General features: G+C 63.6%; 14 protein-coding genes. 12 read left to right on the plus strand and 2 right to left on the minus strand.

All coding sequences use genetic code 11. The features are described 5' to 3' along the window. Positions 1–123: 123 nt before the first annotated feature. Entirely contained in the window at positions 124–2,028 is a 1,905-nt protein-coding gene (gene aceF, locus J4D52_RS00400; RefSeq protein ID WP_063427951.1) for a dihydrolipoyllysine-residue acetyltransferase, read from the minus strand. 11 nt (positions 2,029–2,039) lie between these two features. After that, positions 2,040–4,685, minus strand: coding sequence for a pyruvate dehydrogenase (acetyl-transferring), homodimeric type (gene aceE, locus J4D52_RS00405; protein ID WP_102675930.1), 2,646 nt, complete (start codon positions 4,683–4,685; stop codon positions 2,040–2,042). 381 nt (positions 4,686–5,066) lie between these two features. On the opposite strand from aceE, the gene glnE reads away from it, so the two are divergent. The 12 genes from glnE (at position 5,067) to J4D52_RS00465 (ending at position 20,447) form a co-directional block, all read left to right on the plus strand. Continuing rightward, complete coding sequence (gene glnE, locus J4D52_RS00410) at positions 5,067–8,006, plus strand: bifunctional [glutamate--ammonia ligase]-adenylyl-L-tyrosine phosphorylase/[glutamate--ammonia-ligase] adenylyltransferase (RefSeq protein ID WP_063427953.1); 2,940 nt, start codon at positions 5,067–5,069, stop codon at positions 8,004–8,006. Between the two features lie 140 nt (positions 8,007–8,146). Then, complete coding sequence (gene waaF, locus J4D52_RS00415; RefSeq protein WP_102675931.1) at positions 8,147–9,181, plus strand: lipopolysaccharide heptosyltransferase II; 1,035 nt, start codon at positions 8,147–8,149, stop codon at positions 9,179–9,181. Beyond that, positions 9,182–10,243 (plus strand): lipopolysaccharide heptosyltransferase I, encoded by a 1,062-nt coding sequence (gene waaC, locus J4D52_RS00420; protein WP_063427956.1) that lies wholly within the window; start codon positions 9,182–9,184, stop codon positions 10,241–10,243. Further along, positions 10,243–11,364, plus strand: a complete 1,122-nt coding sequence (locus J4D52_RS00425) for a glycosyltransferase family 4 protein (protein ID WP_063427957.1) — start codon at positions 10,243–10,245, stop codon at positions 11,362–11,364. The genes waaC and J4D52_RS00425 overlap by 1 nt, the downstream gene beginning before the upstream one ends. Then, positions 11,364–12,170 carry a lipopolysaccharide core heptose(I) kinase RfaP gene (gene rfaP / locus J4D52_RS00430; protein WP_102675932.1) on the plus strand — a complete coding sequence of 269 codons (807 nt, stop codon included), beginning with the start codon at positions 11,364–11,366 and terminating at the stop codon, positions 12,168–12,170. Before J4D52_RS00425 ends, rfaP begins: the two co-directional genes overlap by 1 nt. Further along, positions 12,170–12,904, plus strand: a complete 735-nt coding sequence (locus J4D52_RS00435) for a lipopolysaccharide kinase InaA family protein (protein WP_063427959.1) — start codon at positions 12,170–12,172, stop codon at positions 12,902–12,904. The genes rfaP and J4D52_RS00435 overlap by 1 nt, the downstream gene beginning before the upstream one ends. After that, positions 12,901–13,653, plus strand: a complete 753-nt coding sequence (locus tag J4D52_RS00440) for a lipopolysaccharide kinase InaA family protein (protein ID WP_063427961.1) — start codon at positions 12,901–12,903, stop codon at positions 13,651–13,653. The genes J4D52_RS00435 and J4D52_RS00440 overlap by 4 nt, the downstream gene beginning before the upstream one ends. Next, positions 13,653–15,107, plus strand: a complete 1,455-nt coding sequence (locus J4D52_RS00445; RefSeq protein WP_063427963.1) for a lipopolysaccharide kinase InaA family protein — start codon at positions 13,653–13,655, stop codon at positions 15,105–15,107. The genes J4D52_RS00440 and J4D52_RS00445 overlap by 1 nt, the downstream gene beginning before the upstream one ends. A gap of 169 nt (positions 15,108–15,276) precedes the next feature. After that, positions 15,277–17,034 carry a carbamoyltransferase gene (locus J4D52_RS00450; protein WP_009041869.1) on the plus strand — a complete coding sequence of 586 codons (1,758 nt, stop codon included), beginning with the start codon at positions 15,277–15,279 and terminating at the stop codon, positions 17,032–17,034. Further along, positions 17,018–18,148 (plus strand): glycosyltransferase, encoded by a 1,131-nt coding sequence (locus J4D52_RS00455; protein WP_063427965.1) that lies wholly within the window; start codon positions 17,018–17,020, stop codon positions 18,146–18,148. Before J4D52_RS00450 ends, J4D52_RS00455 begins: the two co-directional genes overlap by 17 nt. Further along, positions 18,148–19,044, plus strand: coding sequence for an antimicrobial resistance protein Mig-14 (locus tag J4D52_RS00460; protein WP_063427967.1), 897 nt, complete (start codon positions 18,148–18,150; stop codon positions 19,042–19,044). The genes J4D52_RS00455 and J4D52_RS00460 overlap by 1 nt, the downstream gene beginning before the upstream one ends. Then, positions 19,041–20,447 carry a PIG-L deacetylase family protein gene (locus tag J4D52_RS00465; RefSeq protein ID WP_025808119.1) on the plus strand — a complete coding sequence of 469 codons (1,407 nt, stop codon included), beginning with the start codon at positions 19,041–19,043 and terminating at the stop codon, positions 20,445–20,447. Before J4D52_RS00460 ends, J4D52_RS00465 begins: the two co-directional genes overlap by 4 nt. Positions 20,448–20,484: the final 37 nt, after the last annotated feature.

Here is a 20,484-nt window from a genome sequence, read left to right on the forward strand (position 1 = left end):
GCTGGTTACAGCGATTTTTCGGCAAAAAAAAGCCCCGCCAAATCGACGGGGTTGAGGTACGAGCGTGGCGCTCGAAAAGGGTGCAGCGGCCGGCTTCCCCATGACAGGGAAGCCGGCCGAGTCTTACAGCAGGATGGTGCGGATATCCGCCAGCAGATCGCTCAGACGCTTGGTGAAGCGTGCAGCGGCGGCGCCGTTGATCACACGGTGATCGTAGGACAGCGACAGCGGCAGCATCAGCTTCGGCTGGAAGGCTTTGCCGTCCCAGACTGGCTGGATGGTTGCCTTGGAAACGCCGAGGATCGCCACTTCCGGTGCGTTGACGATCGGCGTGAAGCCGGTGCCGCCAATGTGGCCGAGGCTGGAGATGGTGAAGCAGGCGCCCTGCATGTCGTCCGCCGAGAGCTTCTTGGTCCGGGCTTTTTCAGCCAGGGAAGCGGCTTCGGCAGCCAGTTGCAGCAGGCTCTTCTGATCGACGTTCTTGATCACCGGTACCAGCAGGCCGTCCGGGGTGTCGACCGCGAAGCCGATGTTCACGTACTTCTTGCGGATGATCGCTTTGCCGCTAGGCGCCAGCGAACTGTTGAAGTCCGGCAGTTCCTTGAGCAGGTGCGCGCAGGATTTCAGCAGCAGCGGCAGGATGGTCAGCTTGACGCCAGCCTTCTCTGCGACGGCTTTCTGGGCGATCCGGAAGGCTTCCAGCTCGGTGATGTCGGCCGAGTCGAACTGGGTGACGTGAGGCACGTTCAACCAGCTGCGATGCAGGTTCGACGCGCCAGCCTGCATCAGGCGGGTCATCGGCACTTCTTCGATCTCGCCGAAGCGGCTGAAGTCCACCACCGGAATCGGCGGGATGCCCGCGCCACCGGTTGCGCCGGCAGCTGCCGGAGCTTCCTTGGCCTTCTGCATCATGGCCTTGACGTAAACCTGCACGTCTTCCTTGAGGATGCGACCGTGCGGGCCGCTCGGGCTCACCGCGTTCAGCTCGACGCCGAACTCGCGCGCCAGTTGACGCACGGCAGGGCCGGCGTGAACTTTCGCGCCCGGCTGGGCCGGGGCGGCAGTTGGAGCAGCAGGTGCCGCTGCTGCGGCCGCAGGAGCGGCTTCAGGCTTGGCGGCAGCCGGGGCTGCGCCTTTGACCTTCAGCTTGAGGATCAGGTCGCCGGTACCGACTTCGTCGTCCAGCTTGATCGCAACGCTTTCCACGATGCCGGCGGCTGGCGATGGGATTTCCATGCTGGCCTTGTCGGACTCGAGGGTGATCAGCGACTGGTCGGCTTCAACGCTGTCGCCAGCCTTGACCAGGACTTCGATGATCTTGGCCTTGCCGGCCGAACCGATGTCCGGGACATGGATGTCTTGAACACTGTCGGCCACTGGGGCGACAGCCGGTGCCGGAGCAGCAGCGGCCGGAGCAGCGGCCTGGGCAGGCGCAGCGGCAGCAGGTGCAGCGCCCGCCACTTTCAGGGCCAGGATCAGGTCGCCGGTGCCAACTTCATCGTTGAGCTTGACGCTGATGCTCTCGACCACGCCAGCGGCTGGCGATGGGATTTCCATGCTGGCCTTGTCGGATTCGAGGGTGATCAGCGACTGGTCGGCCTCGACGGTGTCGCCGACCTTGACCTGGATCTCGATGATCTGGGCCTTGCCCGACGAACCGATATCCGGCACGTGGACCTGCTGGGTCGAAGCGGCGGCAGGCGCAGCGGCAGGGGCGGCAGGAGCCGGCGCTGCAGCTGGTTTTTCCTCGGCCTTGGCAGCCGGAGCGGCGGCCGCTGGCGCCGCGGCAGCGGCACCCTCGACTTCCAGTTCCAGCAGCTCGTCACCTTCTTTCAGGCGATCGCCCAGCTTCACTTTCAGGCTCTTGATGATGCCGGCTTTAGGCGCCGGAACTTCCATGCTCGCCTTGTCCGATTCCAGCGTCAGGATGCTCTGGTCGGCTTCGATACGGTCGCCGACCTTCACAAACAGTTCGATTACTTCACCTTCACCGCTGCCGATGTCAGGTACGCGAATGAGTTCGCTCACAAAAAATCTCCTCAGCAGTCCAGTGGGTTGCGTTTTTCCGGGTTGATGCCGAACTTGGTGATGGCCTCGGCCACGACCTTAGGTTCGATGTCACCACGGTCAGCCAAGGCTTCCAGGGCTGCCAACACCACGAAATGACGGTCGACTTCGAAGAAGTGACGCAGCTTCTTGCGGCTGTCACTGCGGCCGAAACCGTCGGTGCCCAGGACTTTGAATTCCTTGGACGGGACCCACTGACGAATCTGTTCGGCGAACAGCTTCATGTAGTCGGTAGAAGCGATGACCGGACCCTTACGGCCGCTCAGGCATTCTTCGACATAGCTCAGCTTAGGCTTCTGGCCCGGGTGCAGGCGGTTGCTGCGCTCGACTGCCAGGCCATCGCGACGCAGTTCGTTGAAGCTGGTAACGCTCCAGACGTCCGCGCCCACGTTGAATTCTTCACGCAGGATCTTCGCCGCTTCACGGACTTCGCGCAGGATGGTGCCGGAGCCCATCAGCTGTACATGGTGCGCCGCTTCGCGGGTGTCTTCCTCGAGCAGGTACATGCCCTTGATGATGCCTTCCTCGACACCGGCCGGCATGGCTGGCTGCTGGTAGGACTCGTTCATCACGGTGATGTAGTAGAAGACGTCCTGTTGCTCTTCGGTCATCTTCTTCATGCCGTCCTGGATGATCACCGCCAGCTCGTAGCCATAGGTCGGATCGAAGGTACGGCAGTTCGGGATGGTGCCCGCCAGCATGTGGCTGTGACCGTCTTCGTGCTGCAAGCCTTCACCGTTGAGGGTGGTACGGCCGGCGGTACCGCCGATCAGGAAGCCACGGGTACGGCTGTCGCCAGCGGCCCAGGCCAGGTCGCCGATACGCTGGAAGCCGAACATCGAATAGAAGATGTAGAACGGCAGCATCGGCTGGTTGTGGCTGGAGTACGAAGTACCGGCTGCAATGAAGGAGCTCATGGCGCCCGCTTCGTTGATGCCTTCCTCGAGGATCTGGCCCTTCTTGTCTTCGCGGTAGAACATCACCTGGTCTTTATCGACTGGCTCGTAGAGCTGGCCGACGGACGAGTAGATGCCCAACTGACGGAACATGCCTTCCATACCGAAGGTACGGGCTTCGTCCGGGATGATCGGCACGATGCGCTGGCCGATTTCCTTGTCCTTGACCAGCTGCGCGAGGATCCGCACGAAGGCCATGGTGGTGGAGATTTCGCGGTCGCCCGAACCGTCGAGGATAGCCTTGAGGGTTTCCAGCGGCGGGGTCGGAATGTTGAAGCTCTTGGCGCGACGCTGAGGCACGAAACCGCCCAGTGCGGCGCGGCGCTCGCTCAGGTAGCGGGCTTCGGCGCTGCCTTCTTCCGGTCGGAAGAACGGCAGGTTTTCGATCTCTTCGTCCTTGACCGGAATGTCGAAGCGGTCGCGGAACAACTTCAGGCTGTCGACATCGACTTTCTTGGTGTTGTGCGCGGTGTTCTTCGCTTCGCCGGCGCCGGTGCCATAACCCTTGATGGTCTTGGCCAGGATGACGGTCGGTTGCTCTTTGTGGTTGACCGCTTCGTGGTAGGCCGCATAGACCTTGTACGGGTCGTGGCCGCCACGGTTGAGCTTCCAGATTTCGTCGTCGGACAGGTCTTCGACCATCGCCTTGAGTTCTGGCGTGTTGAAGAAGTGCTCACGCACGAAGGCGCCGTCTTTGGCCTTGTAGTTCTGGTACTCGCCGTCGATGACTTCGTCCATGCGGCGTTGCAGGATACCGTGGGTGTCCTTGGCCAGCAGTGGGTCCCAGAAACGGCCCCAGATGACCTTGTTCACATTCCACTGGGCACCACGGAACACGCCTTCGAGTTCCTGGATGATCTTGCCGTTGCCGCGAACCGGGCCGTCGAGGCGCTGCAGGTTGCAGTTGATGACGAAGATCAGGTTGTCCAGCTTCTCGCGGCCGGCCAGGGAGATAGCGCCCAGGGATTCCGGCTCGTCGCACTCGCCGTCGCCCATGAAGCACCAGACTTTCTGCTTGCCTGGCTGGATGAAGCCGCGGGCTTCCAGGTACTTCATGAAGCGCGCCTGGTAGATCGCCTGGATCGGACCCAGACCCATGGAAACGGTCGGGAACTGCCAGAAGTCAGGCATCAGCCATGGGTGCGGGTAGGAGGACAGGCCGTTGCCGCCCACTTCCTGACGGAAGTTGTTCATCTGGTCTTCGCTGATGCGGCCTTCCATGAAAGCGCGAGCGTAGACGCCAGGGGAGGCGTGGCCCTGGAAGTAGATCAGGTCGCCGCCATGTTCTTCGGTTGGCGCCTGGAAGAAGTAGTTGAAGCCGATGTCATACAGAGTCGCACTGGAAGCGAAGCTGGAGATGTGACCGCCCAGGTCAGAATCTTTCAGGTTCGTACGCATGACCATGGCCAACGCGTTCCAACGTACCAGCGAGCGAATGCGGCGTTCCATGAACAGGTCGCCAGGCATGCGTGCTTCGTGGGTGACGGGAATCGTGTTGCGGTACGGCGTGGTGATGGCGTAGGGCAGTTGCGAGCCGCTGCGGGTCGCGAGTTCGCCCATACGGGTCATCAGGTAGTGAGCACGGTCTTCGCCTTCTTTGTCGAGAACCGATTCCAGGGCGTCCAGCCATTCCTGGGTTTCGACGGGATCGAGGTCTTGCATGGCTTGCTCCAGGGCGGAAAGGCTTCCAGAATCGGTTGCCTGAGTTTGCGACTGGCCTTGTGGGCAGACGATAAAATTCTTGGATTGCCGGAGGTTGATACGGCGGCGTGTAGTTTTACTACAAATCGTCGGCCATTTCAGCCTTTCGAATGTATAGACGAGTAGTAAAACTACAGAAGATTGGCTTGTGGCCTCCTGCTGCGTTGTGAGAATAATCGTTACTGTTGGTCGATTTCCAACACCAATGGGTAAGAATTTGATGCTGGCTGCCAAAATAATAAAAATTTCAGCTATTTCTAACTTTTGTTCGACAGTCCTTCAAGGGCCGCGCCCGCAGAATTTGCCCCGACCGCCCCTTTCTACGCCGATCAAGGATAGCCCATGAGCCTGCCCGCGCTTGCCGAACTCCCAGCGATTCTCCTGCCTTTTGTCAGCCGCGCGGAGCAGTCGTTCCGTAACGCCGTGGCGACCCTGGACGACGATCACGGGCTTGCCACCTGGACCCCCGAGCGCTGGGCCGAGTTCACCCGGGTGAGCGCCGCCAGCGACTTTTTCATTGAACAGAGCCTTCGTGACCCTTTGATGTTGCTGGAGCTGGTGCGCGGCGGTGAACTCGACCGCGGCTTCGGCCCGGGCGAGCTGTGCGCGCAGATCGCCGCGGCGGTGCAGCAGGCCACCAGCGAAGACGAACTGGGGCGAGTGCTGCGGCGTCAGCGCAATCGTCATCAGGTGCGGATCATCTGGCGCGACCTGGCGCGTCAGGCGGATCTGGTGCAGACCTGTCGCGATCTGTCGGACATGGCCGATGCCTGCATCGACCAGGCCTATCAATGGTTGTACCAGCGCCACTGCGAGCAGTTCGGTGTTCCCACCGGCCGGCGCAGCGGCGAGCCGCAGCAGATGGTCATCCTCGGCATGGGCAAGCTGGGCGCCGTCGAGCTGAACCTGTCGTCCGACATCGACCTGATCTTCGCCTACCCCGAAGGCGGGGAGACTGTAGGCGTGAAGCGTGCGCTGGATAACCAGGAGTTTTTCATCCGCCTGGGCCAGCGCCTGATCAAGGCGCTGGACCCGATGACCGTCGACGGTTTCGTGTTCCGCGTCGACATGCGCCTGCGGCCCTACGGTTCGGCGGGCGCCCTGGTGCTGAGCTTCAATGCGCTGGAGCAGTACTACCAGGATCAGGGCCGCGACTGGGAACGCTACGCGATGATCAAGGCGCGGGTGGTGGCGGGCGACCAGGTCGCCGGCGCGCAGTTGCTCGACATGCTGCGGCCTTTTGTCTACCGGCGTTACCTGGATTTCTCGGCGATCGAAGCGCTGCGCACCATGAAGCAGCTGATCCAGCAGGAAGTGCGGCGCAAGGGCATGGCCGACAACATCAAGCTGGGTTCCGGCGGGATTCGTGAAGTCGAGTTCATCGCCCAGGCTTTCCAGCTGATCCATGGCGGGCGCGACCTGAGCCTGCAGCAGCGTCCTCTATTAAAGGTGCTGACCACCCTGGAGGGGCAGGGTTATCTGCCGCCCGCGGTGATCGCCGAGCTGCGTGAAGGTTACGAATTCCTGCGTTACACCGAACATGCGATCCAGGCGATCGCCGACCGGCAGACGCAGATGCTGCCGGACAATCCACAGGACCAGGCGCGCATTGCCTTCATGCTGGGTTTTGCCGACTGGGCGGCGTTCCATGAGCGCCTGATGTATTGGCGCGGGCGGGTGGAATGGCATTTCCGCCAGGTGATCGCCGACCCGGATGAAGATGAAGGCAACGAGTGCGAAGTGGTGGTCGGCGGTGAATGGCTGCCGCTGTGGGAAGAAGCCCAGGACGAAGAAGCCGCCTGCCGGCAGTTGCAGGAAGGCGGTTTCAATGATGCGCCCAAGGCGCTCAGGGCGCTGGCCGGCCTGCGTGGCAGCCCGCAATTGCGAGCCATGCAGCGTTTGGGGCGCGAGCGTCTCGATGCCTTTATTCCGCGTCTGCTGGCCCAGGCGGTGGAGCACGCTGATCCGGATCTGGTGCTGGAGCGCGTGTTGCCGCTGGTCGAGGCGGTGGCGCGGCGTTCCGCCTACCTGGTGCTGCTCACCGAAAACCCCGGAGCCTTGCGCCGCTTGTTGACCCTGTGCGCCGCCAGCCCGTGGATCGCCGAGCAGATTACCCGCTTCCCGCTGCTGCTCGATGAACTGCTCAACGAAGGCCGGCTGTTCAAGCCACCATTGGCGCCGGAGCTGGCCGCCGAGTTGCGCGAGCGTCTGACGCGCATCCCCGAGGACGATCTGGAGCAGCAGATGGAGGCACTGCGTCACTTCAAGCTGGCTCACCGCCTGCGGGTTGCGGCTTCGGAAATCGCCGGCAGCCTGCCGTTGATGAAGGTCAGCGATTACCTGACCTGGCTGGCCGAGGCGATCCTCGAACAGGTGCTGGCCCTGGCCTGGCGCCAGACCGTGGCCAAATACGGCGCTCCGCAGCGCACCGATGGCACCTTGTGCGATCCCGGCTTCATTATTGTCGGTTATGGAAAAGTCGGCGGCCTGGAACTCGGGCATGGTTCCGACCTGGACCTGGTGTTCATCCATGACGGCGATCCGCAGGCGGAAACCGATGGCCCGAAACCGATCGACGGCGCGCAGTTCTTCACCCGCCTGGGCCAGCGGATCATTCACCTGCTGACCACCCAGACCAACTCCGGCCAGCTGTATGAAGTGGATATGCGCCTGCGGCCGTCCGGGGCGTCGGGCCTGCTGGTGAGTTCGCTGGGGGCTTTCGCCCGGTATCAGGAGAACGAAGCCTGGACCTGGGAACATCAGGCGCTGGTGCGCGCCCGGGTGCTGGTGGGTAGCCAGGATGTCGGCCAGGCCTTCGAGAAAGTGCGGGCGGCGGTGCTGGGGCATGCCCGTGACCTGCCCAAGTTGCAGCAGGAGGTCAGCGAGATGCGGGCCAAGATGCGCGACAACCTGGGGACCAAGGCGACAGCTGCCGGAACCGCGGCAAATGCCTTCGAGGCCACGGCGCCGTTCGACCTCAAGCAGGACGCCGGAGGTATCGTCGACATCGAATTTATGGTGCAATACGCGGCCCTGGCGTGGTCGCAAGAGCACCCGTCATTGCTGCGTTACACCGACAATATCCGCATTCTGGAAGGTCTGGAGGAAGTCGGGCTGATGCCCGCGACCGACGCCAGTCTGCTGCGCGAGGTCTACAAGGCCTACCGCTCCGCGGCTCACCGCCAGGCCTTGCAGAACGAGGCCGGGGTCATTGCCGGCGACCAGTTCGCCAGCGAGCGACGGGAGGTATTGCGGATTTGGCGCGAGCTGGGGCTAAGCTAGGCAGCGTGCGCTGCGTTGCCACAAATGTATCCGGCGAGCCCTGTTGCGGCTCGTCCACAATGAGCTGGCGGTGAATGCCGCAGGGCTGGATTCTCGAGGCGGGGAGGCGTAAGCCTCCCCGGTTCGTTTTTGGAAACCACATGAATATTCTGATCGTTGGGCCCAGTTGGGTCGGTGACATGGTGATGGCGCAGACACTCTTCCAGTGCCTGAAGCAGCGCCATTCTCAATGCGAGATCGACGTGCTGGCCCCCGAGTGGAGCCGGCCGATCCTGGAGCGCATGCCGCAAGTGCGGCAGGCCTTGAGCTTCCCGCTCGGCCACGGCGTGCTGGAGCTGGCGACCCGCCGGCGCATCGGCAAATCCCTGGCCGGCCAGTACGACCAGGCCATCCTGCTGCCCAACTCGTTGAAGTCGGCGCTGGTGCCGTTCTTTGCCGGCATCCCGCAGCGTACCGGTTGGCGTGGCGAGTTCCGCTACGGCCTGCTCAACGACGTGCGTACGCTGGACAAAGAACGTTATCCGCTGATGATCGAACGCTTCATGGCGCTGGCTTACGAGCCAGGCACCGAGCTGCCCAAGCCGTATCCGCGTCCCGACCTGCAGATCGACCCGGCCAGCCGCGAAGCGGCGCTGGCCAAGTTCGGCCTGACCCTGGACCGCCCGGTGCTGGCGCTGTGTCCGGGGGCCGAGTTCGGCGAGGCCAAGCGCTGGCCGTCCGAGCATTACGCCAAGGTCGCCGAGCTGAAGATCCGCGAGGGCTGGCAGGTCTGGCTGTTCGGTTCGAAGAACGATCACGTGGTCAGCGAAGACATTCGTGCCCGGCTGATTCCGGGGCTGCGCGAAGAGTCGGTCAACCTCTGCGGCGGCACCTCCCTGGCCGAGGCCATCGACTTGCTGTCCTGCGCCGATTCCGTGGTGTCCAACGACTCCGGGCTGATGCACGTGGCAGCAGCGCTGAATCGCCCGCTGGTGGCGGTGTACGGCTCGACATCGCCGGGTTTCACCCCGCCGCTGGCCGACCAGGTCGAAGTTGTGCGCCTGGGCATCGAGTGCAGCCCGTGCTTCGATCGCACCTGCCGCTTTGGCCATTACAACTGCCTGCGCCAGCTGCTGCCCGACTCGGTGGACCAGGCTTTGCAGCGGTTGCAAGGCACCGCGGTCGAGGTTCGGTAAGTGCGGGTACTGTTGATCAAGACCTCCTCCCTGGGTGACGTGATCCACGCGCTGCCGGCGCTGACCGATGCAGCGCGGGCGATTCCGGGGATCAAGTTCGACTGGGTGGTGGAAGAGGGTTTCGCGGAAATCCCGACCTGGCACCCGGCTGTGGATAAAGTGATCCCGGTGGCGATTCGTCGCTGGCGCAAGAACATCTGGCAGACCATCAAGAGTGGCGAGTGGCGGCGCTTCAAGCAGAGCGTGCGTGCCACTAAGTACGATCTGGTGATCGACGCCCAGGGCTTGCTGAAAAGCGCCTGGCTGACGCGCTACGTCAAGGCTCCGGTGGCCGGCCTGGACAAACAGTCCGCGCGCGAGCCCCTGGCGGCTCATTTCTACTCGCGGCGCCTGGCCGTCGCCCGCGGCCAGCATGCCGTGGAGCGTGTACGCCAGCTGTTCGCCGTGGCCCTGGGTTATGACTTGCCCCAGGGGCTGGGCGATTACGGCCTGAGCGTCGAGAAACTGGTGGAACTGCCGCGGCCCAAGCCGTTCGTGGTGTTCCTGCACGGCACCACCTGGGACACCAAGCACTGGCCGGAAGCCTACTGGCGTGAGCTGGCCGAGCGCATGGGCCAGCTGGGCGTCGAGGTCAAGCTGCCCTGGGGCAACCCGGCGGAGAAGGCCCGGGCCGAGCGTATTGCCAAGGGCCTGAGCAACGCCACGGTGCTGCCGAAGCTGAACCTGGCGGGCGTCGCCAAGGTGCTGGCGCAAGCCCAGGCCTGCGTCGCGGTGGATACCGGGCTCGGCCATCTCGCCGCGGCGCTGGATGTGCCGACCATTTCCCTGTTCGGCCCGACCAATCCAGGCCTGACCGGCGCCTATGGCAAGGCGCAGATCCATATGGCCAGCGACTTCCCTTGCGCGCCGTGCCTGCAGAAAAAATGCACCTATCAACCGACGACTGAAGATCAGCGGCGGTTCGACCTGAAACGCGAGTGGCCGTTGTGCTTCACGCGTCTGAATCCTGAGCGTGTCGCCAGCCGGCTGAGCAGGTTGTTACTGGCTGAGGAGCTGCGCTGATGCAATTGGCTTTTGTCCTTTATAAATACTTCCCGTTCGGCGGCCTGCAGCGGGACTTCATGCGCATCGCCCTGGAGTGCCAGAAACGCGGACACCAGATCCGCGTCTATACGCTGATTTGGGAAGGCGATGTGCCGCCGGGCTTCGAGGTGCTGGTGGCGCCGGTCAAGGCGTTCTTCAACCATCGGCGTAACGAGAAACTCAGTGCCTGGATGGAGGCCGACCTGGCCAAGCGTCCGGTGGACCGCCTGATCGGCTTCAACAAGATGCCCGGGCTGGATGTGTATTACGCCGCCGACGGCTGTTTCGAAGACAAGGCGCAGAACCTGCGCCATTCGCTGTACCGCCGTTGGGGCCGCTACCGGCACTTCGCCGAATACGAGCGGGCGGTGTTCGCCCGGGACGCGAAGACCGAAGTGCTGATGATTTCCGAGGTCCAGCAGCCGCTGTTCATCAAGCATTACGACACCCCGGTGGAGCGCTTTCACCTACTGCCGCCAGGCATCGCCCAGGACCGTCGCGCACCGGCCAACGCGGCCGAGATCCGCGCCGAATTCCGTCGCGAGTTCGCCCTGAAAGACGATGACTTGCTGCTGGTGCAGATCGGCTCCGGGTTCAAGACCAAGGGCGTGGATCGCAGCCTCAAGGCCGTGGCCGCATTGCCGCCGGAACTGAAGAAACGCACCCGGCTATTTGTAATTGGCCAGGACGACCCCAAAGTATTCCAATTGCAGAGCGCCGCGTTGGGCCTTGGCGAGCATGTGCAGTTTCTCAAGGGGCGCAGTGATATCCCGCGTTTCCTGTTGGGCGCCGACCTGTTGATCCACCCGGCGTACAACGAAAACACCGGCACCGTGCTGCTGGAAGCGCTGGTGGCCGGTTTGCCGGTGCTGGTCAGCGCGGTCTGCGGTTATGCCCATTACATCGCCGAGGCCGACAGCGGCCTGGTGCTGGACGAGCCATTGGAGCAGGGACAGCTCAATCAATACCTGAACACCATGTTGACCGACGGCGCTGCACGCGCGACCTGGAGCCGTAACGGCCTGGCGTTCGCCGAGACGGCCGACCTCTATAGCATGCCGCAGCACGCTGCGGATGTGATTCTGGCGGAGCAGCACTGATGAAGTTGATTCTTGCCGAACCGTTCAAGACCCTTTGGGCCGGACGCGATGCGTTCGCCGAAGTCGAGCGTCTGGACGGCCAGGTCTACCGTGAACTGGAAGCCCGCCGTACCTTGCGTACCGAGGTGGCCGGCGAAGGGTTCTTCGTAAAGATTCACCGCGGTATCGGTTGGGGCGAGATCTTCAAGAACCTGCTCACCGCCAAGCTGCCGGTGCTCGGCGCAGGCCAGGAATGGCAGGCCATCCAGCGCCTGCAGGAAGTCGGCGTGCCGACCATGACCGCCGTGGCCTATGGCGAGCGCGGCAGCAACCCGGCCAACCAGCATTCGTTCATTGTCACCGAGGAGCTGGCGCCGACCGTCAGCCTTGAAGACTTCAGCATCGATTGGGTCAAGCAGCCGCCGCAGCCCCGGCTCAAGCGCGCGCTGATCGCCGAAGTGGCGCGCATGACCGGCATGATGCACCGCGCCGGGGTCAACCATCGCGACTGCTACATCTGCCACTTCCTGCTGCACACCGACAAGCCGGTGACACCCGACGACTTCAAACTCTCGGTGATCGACCTGCACCGCGCCCAGGCCCGCCCGGCGATCACCCGGCGCTGGCGCGACAAGGACCTGGCGGCGCTGTATTTCTCGGCCCTGGACATCGGCTTGACTCGACGCGACAAGCTGCGCTTTCTCAAGGGCTACTTCCAGCAGCCGTTGCGGCAGATCCTGAGCGACGAGGCGGCGCTGCTGACCTGGCTGGAGGGCAAGGCCAGCAAGCTGTACGCACGCAAGCAGCGATATGGAGATGCGCTCTGATGGCGGGTTGGAACCTTGAACCTGGATATCAGGAGCTGGCGCAGGACTTCGGCAGTCTGGATGCGGTCTTTGCCCTCAAGGGCGAACACCTGACCCGCGACCCGTTGTCGGAGGTCATCCGTGTCGAGCTCAACGGCATCAACTATTACGTCAAGCGCTACACCGGCGCCGGCAAGAACCTGCGGCGTTACCTGGGCAAGCCGCGGGTCAAGTCCGAGTGGCAGAACCTCAAGCGTTTCGCCAAGTGGGGCATTCCCACGGCGGAGGTGGTGGCCTGGGGTCTGGAGCGCCGTGGCCTGGCCTACGACCGTGGGGCGATGATCACCCGTGAGCTGCCGCGCACCGAAGACCTGTCGGCCCTGGCCGAGCGCAACGATCCGCTGCTGGCCGATCGGGCCTGGGTGGACCGGGTCAGCCAGCAGCTGGCACGCTACACGCGGATCATGCATGACCACCGCTTCACCCATAACGACCTGAAGTGGCGCAACCTGCTGATCGACGATGAGGCTCGGCTGTACCTGATCGATTGCCCCAATGGCGATTTCTGGCGCGGTTTCTGGCTCAAGTACCGGATCACCAAGGACCTGGCGTGCCTGGACAAGGTGGCCAAGTATCATTTGTCCGCCACCCAGCGCCTGCGCTTCTATTTGCAGTACCGCCAGCGCACCCGGCTGAATGCCGCGGACAAATGCCGCATCCGGCATGTGCTGAGATTTTTCGAGGGACGCGAATGACCGATTTCCTGGCGGCTCAGGACCGTGCGTTGCTGGAGCGCCACGGCCTCGACAGCTTCGACGCGTTGTGGGCCAAGCAACTTGAGGCGGTGGACGAGCCCAATACCGACGGTGGGGGTTGGAGCAGCGTGTATCGCCTCGACCTGGAAGGTCACGGCTACTACCTCAAGCGCCAGAGCAACTACCTGACGCGGACCTTGCACCGGCCTTTTGGCGAGCCGAGCTTCGCCCGCGAGTTTCGCAATATCAGCCGCTATCAGCAGCTGGGCATTCCGGCGCTGCAGGCGGCCTTTTTTGGCGAACGCAAGGTGGCTGGCGAAACCCGCGCGATCCTGCTGACCCGGGCGCTGGACGGCTGGAACGACCTGGATTCGCTGCTGCAGCAGTGGGCGCAGCTCAGCCCGGACCAGCATGCGGCGATCCTGCGGGCCTGCGGCCTGCTGGCGCGCCAGCTGCACGCGGTGCGCCAGGTGCACGGCTGTTTTTATCCCAAGCATATTTTTCTGCGGGCCACCGGCGACGGTTACCAGGCGCAATTGATCGACCTGGAAAAGACCCGTCCGCTGCTGTTCGGCCAGCGTGACCGGGTCAAGGACCTGGAGCCGCTGTTGCGTCGCGCCCCGGCCTGGAGTGAGAGCGATGTACGCGCCTTGCTCGCGACCTATCTGGATCAGCCTCAGGACAGCTCGCTGGTCGATGCCTGGCTGAACCGCCTGAGTGCACGCCGCAGCCACAAGGAGACTCGCTGATGCGCCTGTCCGAACTCAAGCAGGCCGGCCGTGCGCCAAACCTGCCGTTGAGCCTGGAGCTGGCCGACGCTGCTGGACCTGCGACGTTGCAGTTGCTCAGCCTGCTGCGGGTGCTGCCAGGGCAGAGATATGTCGGCGCCGCTGTATGGCGCGGGCGTCCGGTGCTGGCCAAGTTGCTGGTAGGCGCCAAGGCGGCGCGGCATTTCCAGCGTGAGCTGCAAGGCGTGCGCTTGCTGGAAGAACAGGGCATGACCACGCCGCTGTTGCTGGCCGACGGCCTGAAGGAAGGCGAGGGTGGCTGGTTGCTGTTCGAGTTCCTGGAAGGTTCCGAGAGCCTGGGCGATGCCTGGAAACAGGTGGAATCGTTGCCGGCGCTGGCCGATGAGCAGCAGGCGGTACTCGCCGAAGCCCTGGCCGCCATCGCCGAATTGCACAGCAAGGGCCTGTGGCAGGAAGACCTGCACCTGGACAACCTGCTGCGTCATCAGGGCAAGCTGTACCTGATCGATGGTGCCGGGATCTGTGTGGAGCAGGCGGGCAAACCGCTGTCCCGGCAGAAAGTCCTGGAAAACCTCGGGGTGTTTTTCGCCCAGTTGCCCAAGAGCCTGGAGCCCTTCACCGAAGAGTTGCTGGTGCATTACCTGCTGAACAATGCCGAGCATGCCTTGCCGCTGGAAGCCTTGCAGAAGCAGGTGGACAAGGTGCGCAGCTGGCGCTTGAAGGATTTCCTCAACAAGGTCGGTCGCGAGTGCAGCCTGTTCAGCGTGCTGCGCGGCCCCTTCGCCTTACGGGCGATTCGGCGCGAGGAAGAGGCGGCGATGCTGCCGGTGCTGGAGCAGGCCGACGCGTTGCTGGATCAGGGGCACCTGTACAAGACCGGTGGCGCCGCCAGCGTCGGCCGGGTCGAAGTGGCAGGCCGCACCCTGGTGGTCAAGCGCTACAACATCAAGGGTTTTGCTCATTGGCTCAAGCGCTTCTGGCGCCCCAGCCGGGCCTGGCATTCGTGGCAGGAGGGCAATCGCCTGGCGTTCCTCGGCATTGCCACGCCCAAGCCGCTGGCCTTGCTGGAGAAGCGTTTTCTCTGGCTGCGCAGCCGGGCCTACCTGGTGACTGAGTACCTGGCCGGGCCGGACATCATCGAGCGCTTCGCGCCCTATATCGACAGCGGCGCGGCTCCGGAGGCGGAGTTGCAGGCGCTGGACCGGCTGTTTGCCGAGTTGATCCGCGAACGCATCAGCCATGGCGACTTCAAGGGGCACAACCTGTTCTGGCAAGAGGACCGCTGGGCGCTGATCGACCTGGACTCCATGTGCCAGCACCACAGCCTCGGCAGCTTCGCCCCGGCCTACGCCCGCGACCGTGCGCGCTTCATGCGTAACTGGCCGCAAAGCAGCGCGCTGTATCAGGTCATCGACCAGCGCCTGCCTAAAAACGCCGAATCGTCCGTCGGCTGAGGCCTGTAGCCGCTGCCGCGACCTGCGGCATCGGCGACGAATCCCGAGGATCATCCCGCGGCAGGTTTACGCTATAATCCCGCCCTTTAGCTGTTTCTCGCCCGTGGCGGGGAGCACATTAATTCCAGGCGCACGTCGCCTGCATGCAGACTTAAGAGGCTAGACCCCTGTGGCATTGACGATTCTTGGCCTGTCCGGCGCCCTTAGCCATGATCCTTCCGCAGCGCTGTATATCGACGGCAAGCTGGTGGCGGCGGCCGAAGAAGAGCGCTTCGTGCGCGATAAACATGCAAAGAACCGCATGCCTTACGAATCGGCGAAGTTCTGTCTGGAACAGGCCGGTATCAAGCCTTCCGACGTTGATGTGGTAGCGATTCCGTTCGCACCGATCAGCCTGTTCGGCAAGGCCCGCTGGCACTACGCCAAGCGTTACTGGTACGCCCCGGACCGCGCCCTCGACGCAATCCTGATGGGCAACCGTCGCTACAAGCGTTATCGCAACAAGATCGTCTGGTGCCTCGAACAACTGGGCTTCGATCCGAAGAAGATCAAGATCGAGCCGGTCGAGCACCACCTGGCCCATGCTTCCAGCGCCTACCACTGCTCCGGCTTCAAGGAGAAAACCGCGATCCTCGGGATCGACGGCAAGGGCGAGTACGCCACGACTTTCTTCGGCTACGGCGAAAACGGCAAGATCCACAAGATCAAGGAGTTCTACGATCCGGACTCCCTGGGCGGCCTGTATGGCGCGATCACCGAGTTCCTCGGCTTCGAAATGCTCGACGGCGAGTTCAAGGTCATGGGCATGGCGCCGTACGGCGATGCCAGCAAGTACGACTTCTCCCGCCTGGCCAGCTTTGAAAACGGCGAACTGGTGATCAACACCGATTACGCCAACGTCATCGGCCTGCGCCGCTATAAAGAGAAGGGCAAGGGTTTCTACTTCTCGCCGAAGCTGATCGAGTGGCTGGGTCCGAAGCGCGAAGGCGACATCGCCGACGAACCGTACATCCACTACGCGGCCAGCATGCAGGCGCTGTTCGAGAAGCTGGCGCTGCAGATGATCGACCACTACCTGGGCGACATCCTCAAGGAAACCGGCAAGCTGGCCTTCGCCGGCGGCTGTGCGCTGAACGTCAAGCTCAACCAGAAAATCATCGCCCGTCCGGAAGTCAAAGAGCTGTTCGTGCAGCCGGCGTCCGGCGACGCCGGTACCGCGGTCGGTGCCGCGGCCTATGTTTCCCACGCTCGCGGCGTGCCGGTGGAGAAGATGGAACACGTCTATCTCGGCCCGTCCTACAGCAACGAAGACGTGATCGCCGCCTGTGCCCGTCACCCGAACAAGCCGGCCTGGCGCCAGATCGACAACACCCCCGAGCGTATCGCCAAGATCATGGTCGACGGCAACCCGGTGGCCTGGTTCCAGGGCCGCATGGAGTTCGGTCCGCGTGCCCTGGGCGGCCGTTCGATCATCGGTTGCCCGAGCGCTACCGGCGTGGCCGACCGTATCAACGAGCAGATCAAGTTCCGCGAGCGCTGGAGGCCTTTCTGCCCGTCGATGCTCGACACCGTCGGTCCGCAGATGATCAAGGTCGATCACCCGGCGCCGTTCATGACCTTCACCTTCGAAGTGGCGGAAGAGTGGAAGACCCGCGTGCCGGAAGTGGTCCACGAAGACGGCACTTCCCGGGCCCAGGTGCTCAAGCGCGAATACAACCCGCGCTACTACGACATGATGAAGGCCCTGGAAGTCCTGACCGGCAACGGCGTGTCGCTGAACACCTCGCTCAACCGCCGTGGCGAGCCGATGATCTGCTCTCCGACCGACGCCCTGAACATGTTCTTCGGCTCCGATCTGCAGTACCTGATCATGGAAGACATCCTGGTAGTCAAAGACGGCGTGGACCCTTATGACACGCTCGGCTGAGCGCCACGTCCTGCAGTTCTGCCACGGCTATGACGGGCCGTTCCTGGACTGTGCCCGGCAATACGCCAGCCTGTTCGCGGGCAGCGGCTATCGCGTGACCACGGTGTTCCTCACCGGGGTCGCCGATGCCGAGGTGGCCGATGGCTGTGCCAGCGACGAAGTGCTGTTCATGGAATACAGCTCCAAGGCCATCCGTGGCCTGAAGCTGGGGGCGATCCGCGATTTGCGCAAGATAGCCGCGTCGCGCAATTTCAGCTTCTGCATCGCCCACCGTTTCAAGCCGATTTACATTGCATTGCTGGGCACTTCGTTGCCGGTGATCGGCGTGCATCACGCGTTTGGCGATTACCAGCGCGGCAGCCGCCGTCTGTTTGCCAACCTGTTCCGCAAGCGCCTGAGCCTGCTCGGCGTGTCCGACGCGGTGCGCGACGACATGCGTAGTTGCCTGCCGCAGTGGCCGGCGGCGCGGATCCAGACGCTGTACAACCGGATCGACGTCGAAGCCTTGCAGGCTACCCAACTGCCCAAGGCCGAAGCGCGCCGGGAGCTGGGGCTGTCGTCTTCCGCCTGGATCGTCGGTAATGTCGGGCGTCTGCACCCGGACAAGGACCAGGCCACCCTGCTGCGCGGGTTTGCCGCGGCATTGCCGGGGCTACCTCGGGAAAGCCAGCTGGCGATTCTCGGCAGCGGGCGCCTGGAGCAGAACCTCAAGGACCTTTCCCGCGAACTGGGCATTGCCGACCGCGTGCTGTTCCTCGGCCAAGTCACAGAAGCCCGGCGTTATTTCCGTGCTTTCGATGCCTTTGCCCTGAGTTCCGATCACGAGCCATTCGGCATGGTGCTGCTGGAGGCCATGGCCGCTGGCGTGCCGCTGCTGGCGACGGCGTGTGGCGGGGCCAAGGAAGTGGTCGAAGGCGTCGGCATCCTGTTTCCGTTGGGCGATGCCGAGCATATGGCCCAGGGCCTGCAACACCTGGCCGGGATGGACGAGAACCAGCGCTTGCTGTGCGCCGAGCTGATGTTCGAGCGCCTGCGCGAGCGGTTCTCCGACCGCGCCGTACGCGACGCCTTCTGGCGTCTGCCGCAAGTTACCGATCTGACCGCGAGGCCCTGATGCTCAATCGATTCCAAGGCTGGCGCGAGCGTGGCTGGTCGGTCGTCGACGCCTCGACTTATGCCGCCGCCTGGCAGCGTTTTGGCGGCAGCGTTGCTACCCATCCGCTGGTGGTGGAGCGCCTGGCGAACCTGGCGGGCATTCCGGTCCGCTACCTGGCCTGGGAACAGGCCGGCGAACTGCAGGCGGCGATCCCGACCTGGGGGCGCGACCTGGCGTTGTCCAAGGACGTGCTCAAGCGTCGTGGCAAGAAAGGCCTGTTCGACCTGGGCAACGCCGAGCTGATCCTGCCGGCCGCGCCTGACACCCAGGCCCCGCTACGCCATCGTGGCCGTTATCTGTCGGCCTTGAACCAGGGCCGTTTCAGCACCCTCAAGCTCCAGGCCGAACAACTGGCCATGGCTCGTACGCCTGAAGAGCTGTCGAAGAAGTTTCGCTACAACCAGCGTCGCGAACTGCGTCTGCTGGAAGAGGCGGGCGGTGTGGTGCGTCCGGTCAGCGAGTTCTCTAGCCAGGAGCTGGCGGCCATCTACTGCGATCTGTTCCAGCGGCGCTGGGGGTTCCCGGCCACCGGTGCCGAGCGCATGGCGGAAGTCATCGAGTTGCTGCGCGAGTTGCTGGTCGGTTCGGTGATTTTCCTCAACGATGCGCCGATCGCCATTCAACTGGTGTACCGGGTCGAAGCGCCGGAGTGGATCAGCGTCGAATACATCAACGGTGGCGTCGATCCTGAAACCCGTGAGTTCAGCCCCGGCAGCGTGTTGAGTTTCCTCAATACGCAAAGTGCCTGGGAACAGGCGCGGGCTATCGACAAGCCGCTGCGTTTCTCCTTCGGTCGCGCCGATCGCGAGTACAAGGATCGCTGGTGCAACCCCGTTCCGGTGTTCAGGGTATGAATCAGCCACCGAGTCGCAAGCAACAGTTGCTCAAACGCCATCGCCGGCAGAAGCGCCTGGGCCTGTTGATCGGCCTGCTGCTGTTGGTGGCCGTCGGTGTGCTGCTGGCCTGGTGGTTGCCGCTGCTGCTCGCGGTGCTGGCCTGGGTGGCCCATGAAGCCTGGTTCGCCGACCACCTGTTCTATTCGCCCCGGGACGATTATCAGTACAGCTTTCCGTTCGGCACCGAGCAGCCCAAGGTCCATCTGGACAAGCAGCGGCTGGTGCTGGACCAGGCGATCGATCTGGCGGGGGATGAAACCCTGATCCTCGCGATAAAGGTCAGCAGCACCTGGCTAGGGCGCTTTTTCGACCCTTCCGTCTCCTTGGCGGGGCAGGATCGGCAGACGTTCGAGCGCGGCGTGAACGGCTTGCGTTACCTCAATCTCAGCGGGCTGACGCGACCTCTGGCCAGTGGCGAGCTGCAACTGCGCGGGCGTTTCTGCCGGGTGCAGGGCGAGCCGCTGTTGTCGGTGTTCCGTGAGCCGGACTATCGCCACCAGCGGGTGATGGTCATCGCCCCCCACGCCGACGATGCCGAACTGGCTGCTTTCGGTCTGTACAGCCAGGCCGACGAAACCTGGATCGTCACGCTGACCGCTGGCGAGATCGAAGCCGAGCATTACCGGCAGATGGGTATGAACGGCGCCGATGCGGCGCGGATCAAGGGCCGGCTGCGGGCCTGGGACAGTATCGCGGTACCGCGCTGGGCCGGGGTTGCCGAGGCGCGCTGCGTGCAGCTGGGGTATTTCTGCCTGCAACTGCCAGCCATGCAGGCGGCGCCGAACCGGCCTGTGGCGTCCCGCGAGGCCGAGCTGTCGGATATCCGCCTGTTCCGCCAATTCAATCCGTTCCCCCTGCCGGCGGATGCCGATGGCGCGCCGACCTGGAACAACCTCTTGGCCGACCTGCGGGCGCTGTTGCTCCAGGCCCGCCCCGAGGTGATAGTGCTGCCGCACCCGACCCTCGACCCGCACCCGGACCATATCTGCGCCCAGCAGGCGGTATTGGAAGCGTTGCAGGGGCTGGAGTGGCAGCCGACCACCTTGCTCGGTTATGCCAACCACTTGCATGACAACGACCGCTGGCCGATGGGCGATTCGGGGACGGGCATCGCCCTGCCGCCGGTGTTCGACCCGGCCCAGGTACTCAGGCCCTGCAGCTTGCCGCTGTCGACCGAACAGCAACGCGACAAGGCGATGGCCCTGGGCATGATGCACGACCTGCAGCCGCGAGCGCCGTTCAAGCGCCGCTTGCGCCGGGTCCTGCAGCGTGTGCTGGCCGGCCGTGCCGGTTCGCCTTATGGCGAGAACGAGTTTTTCCGCAAGGCGGTACGCCGGCATGAGCTGTTCTGGCGTTTGTAAATTGATATTGCATGACACCCTTTTGCCTGTCGGCCAG

The organism is Pseudomonas sp. GW460-12-10-14-TSB1, assembly GCF_017349775.1.
GTDB classification, from domain to species: domain Bacteria; phylum Pseudomonadota; class Gammaproteobacteria; order Pseudomonadales; family Pseudomonadaceae; genus Aquipseudomonas; species Aquipseudomonas piscium.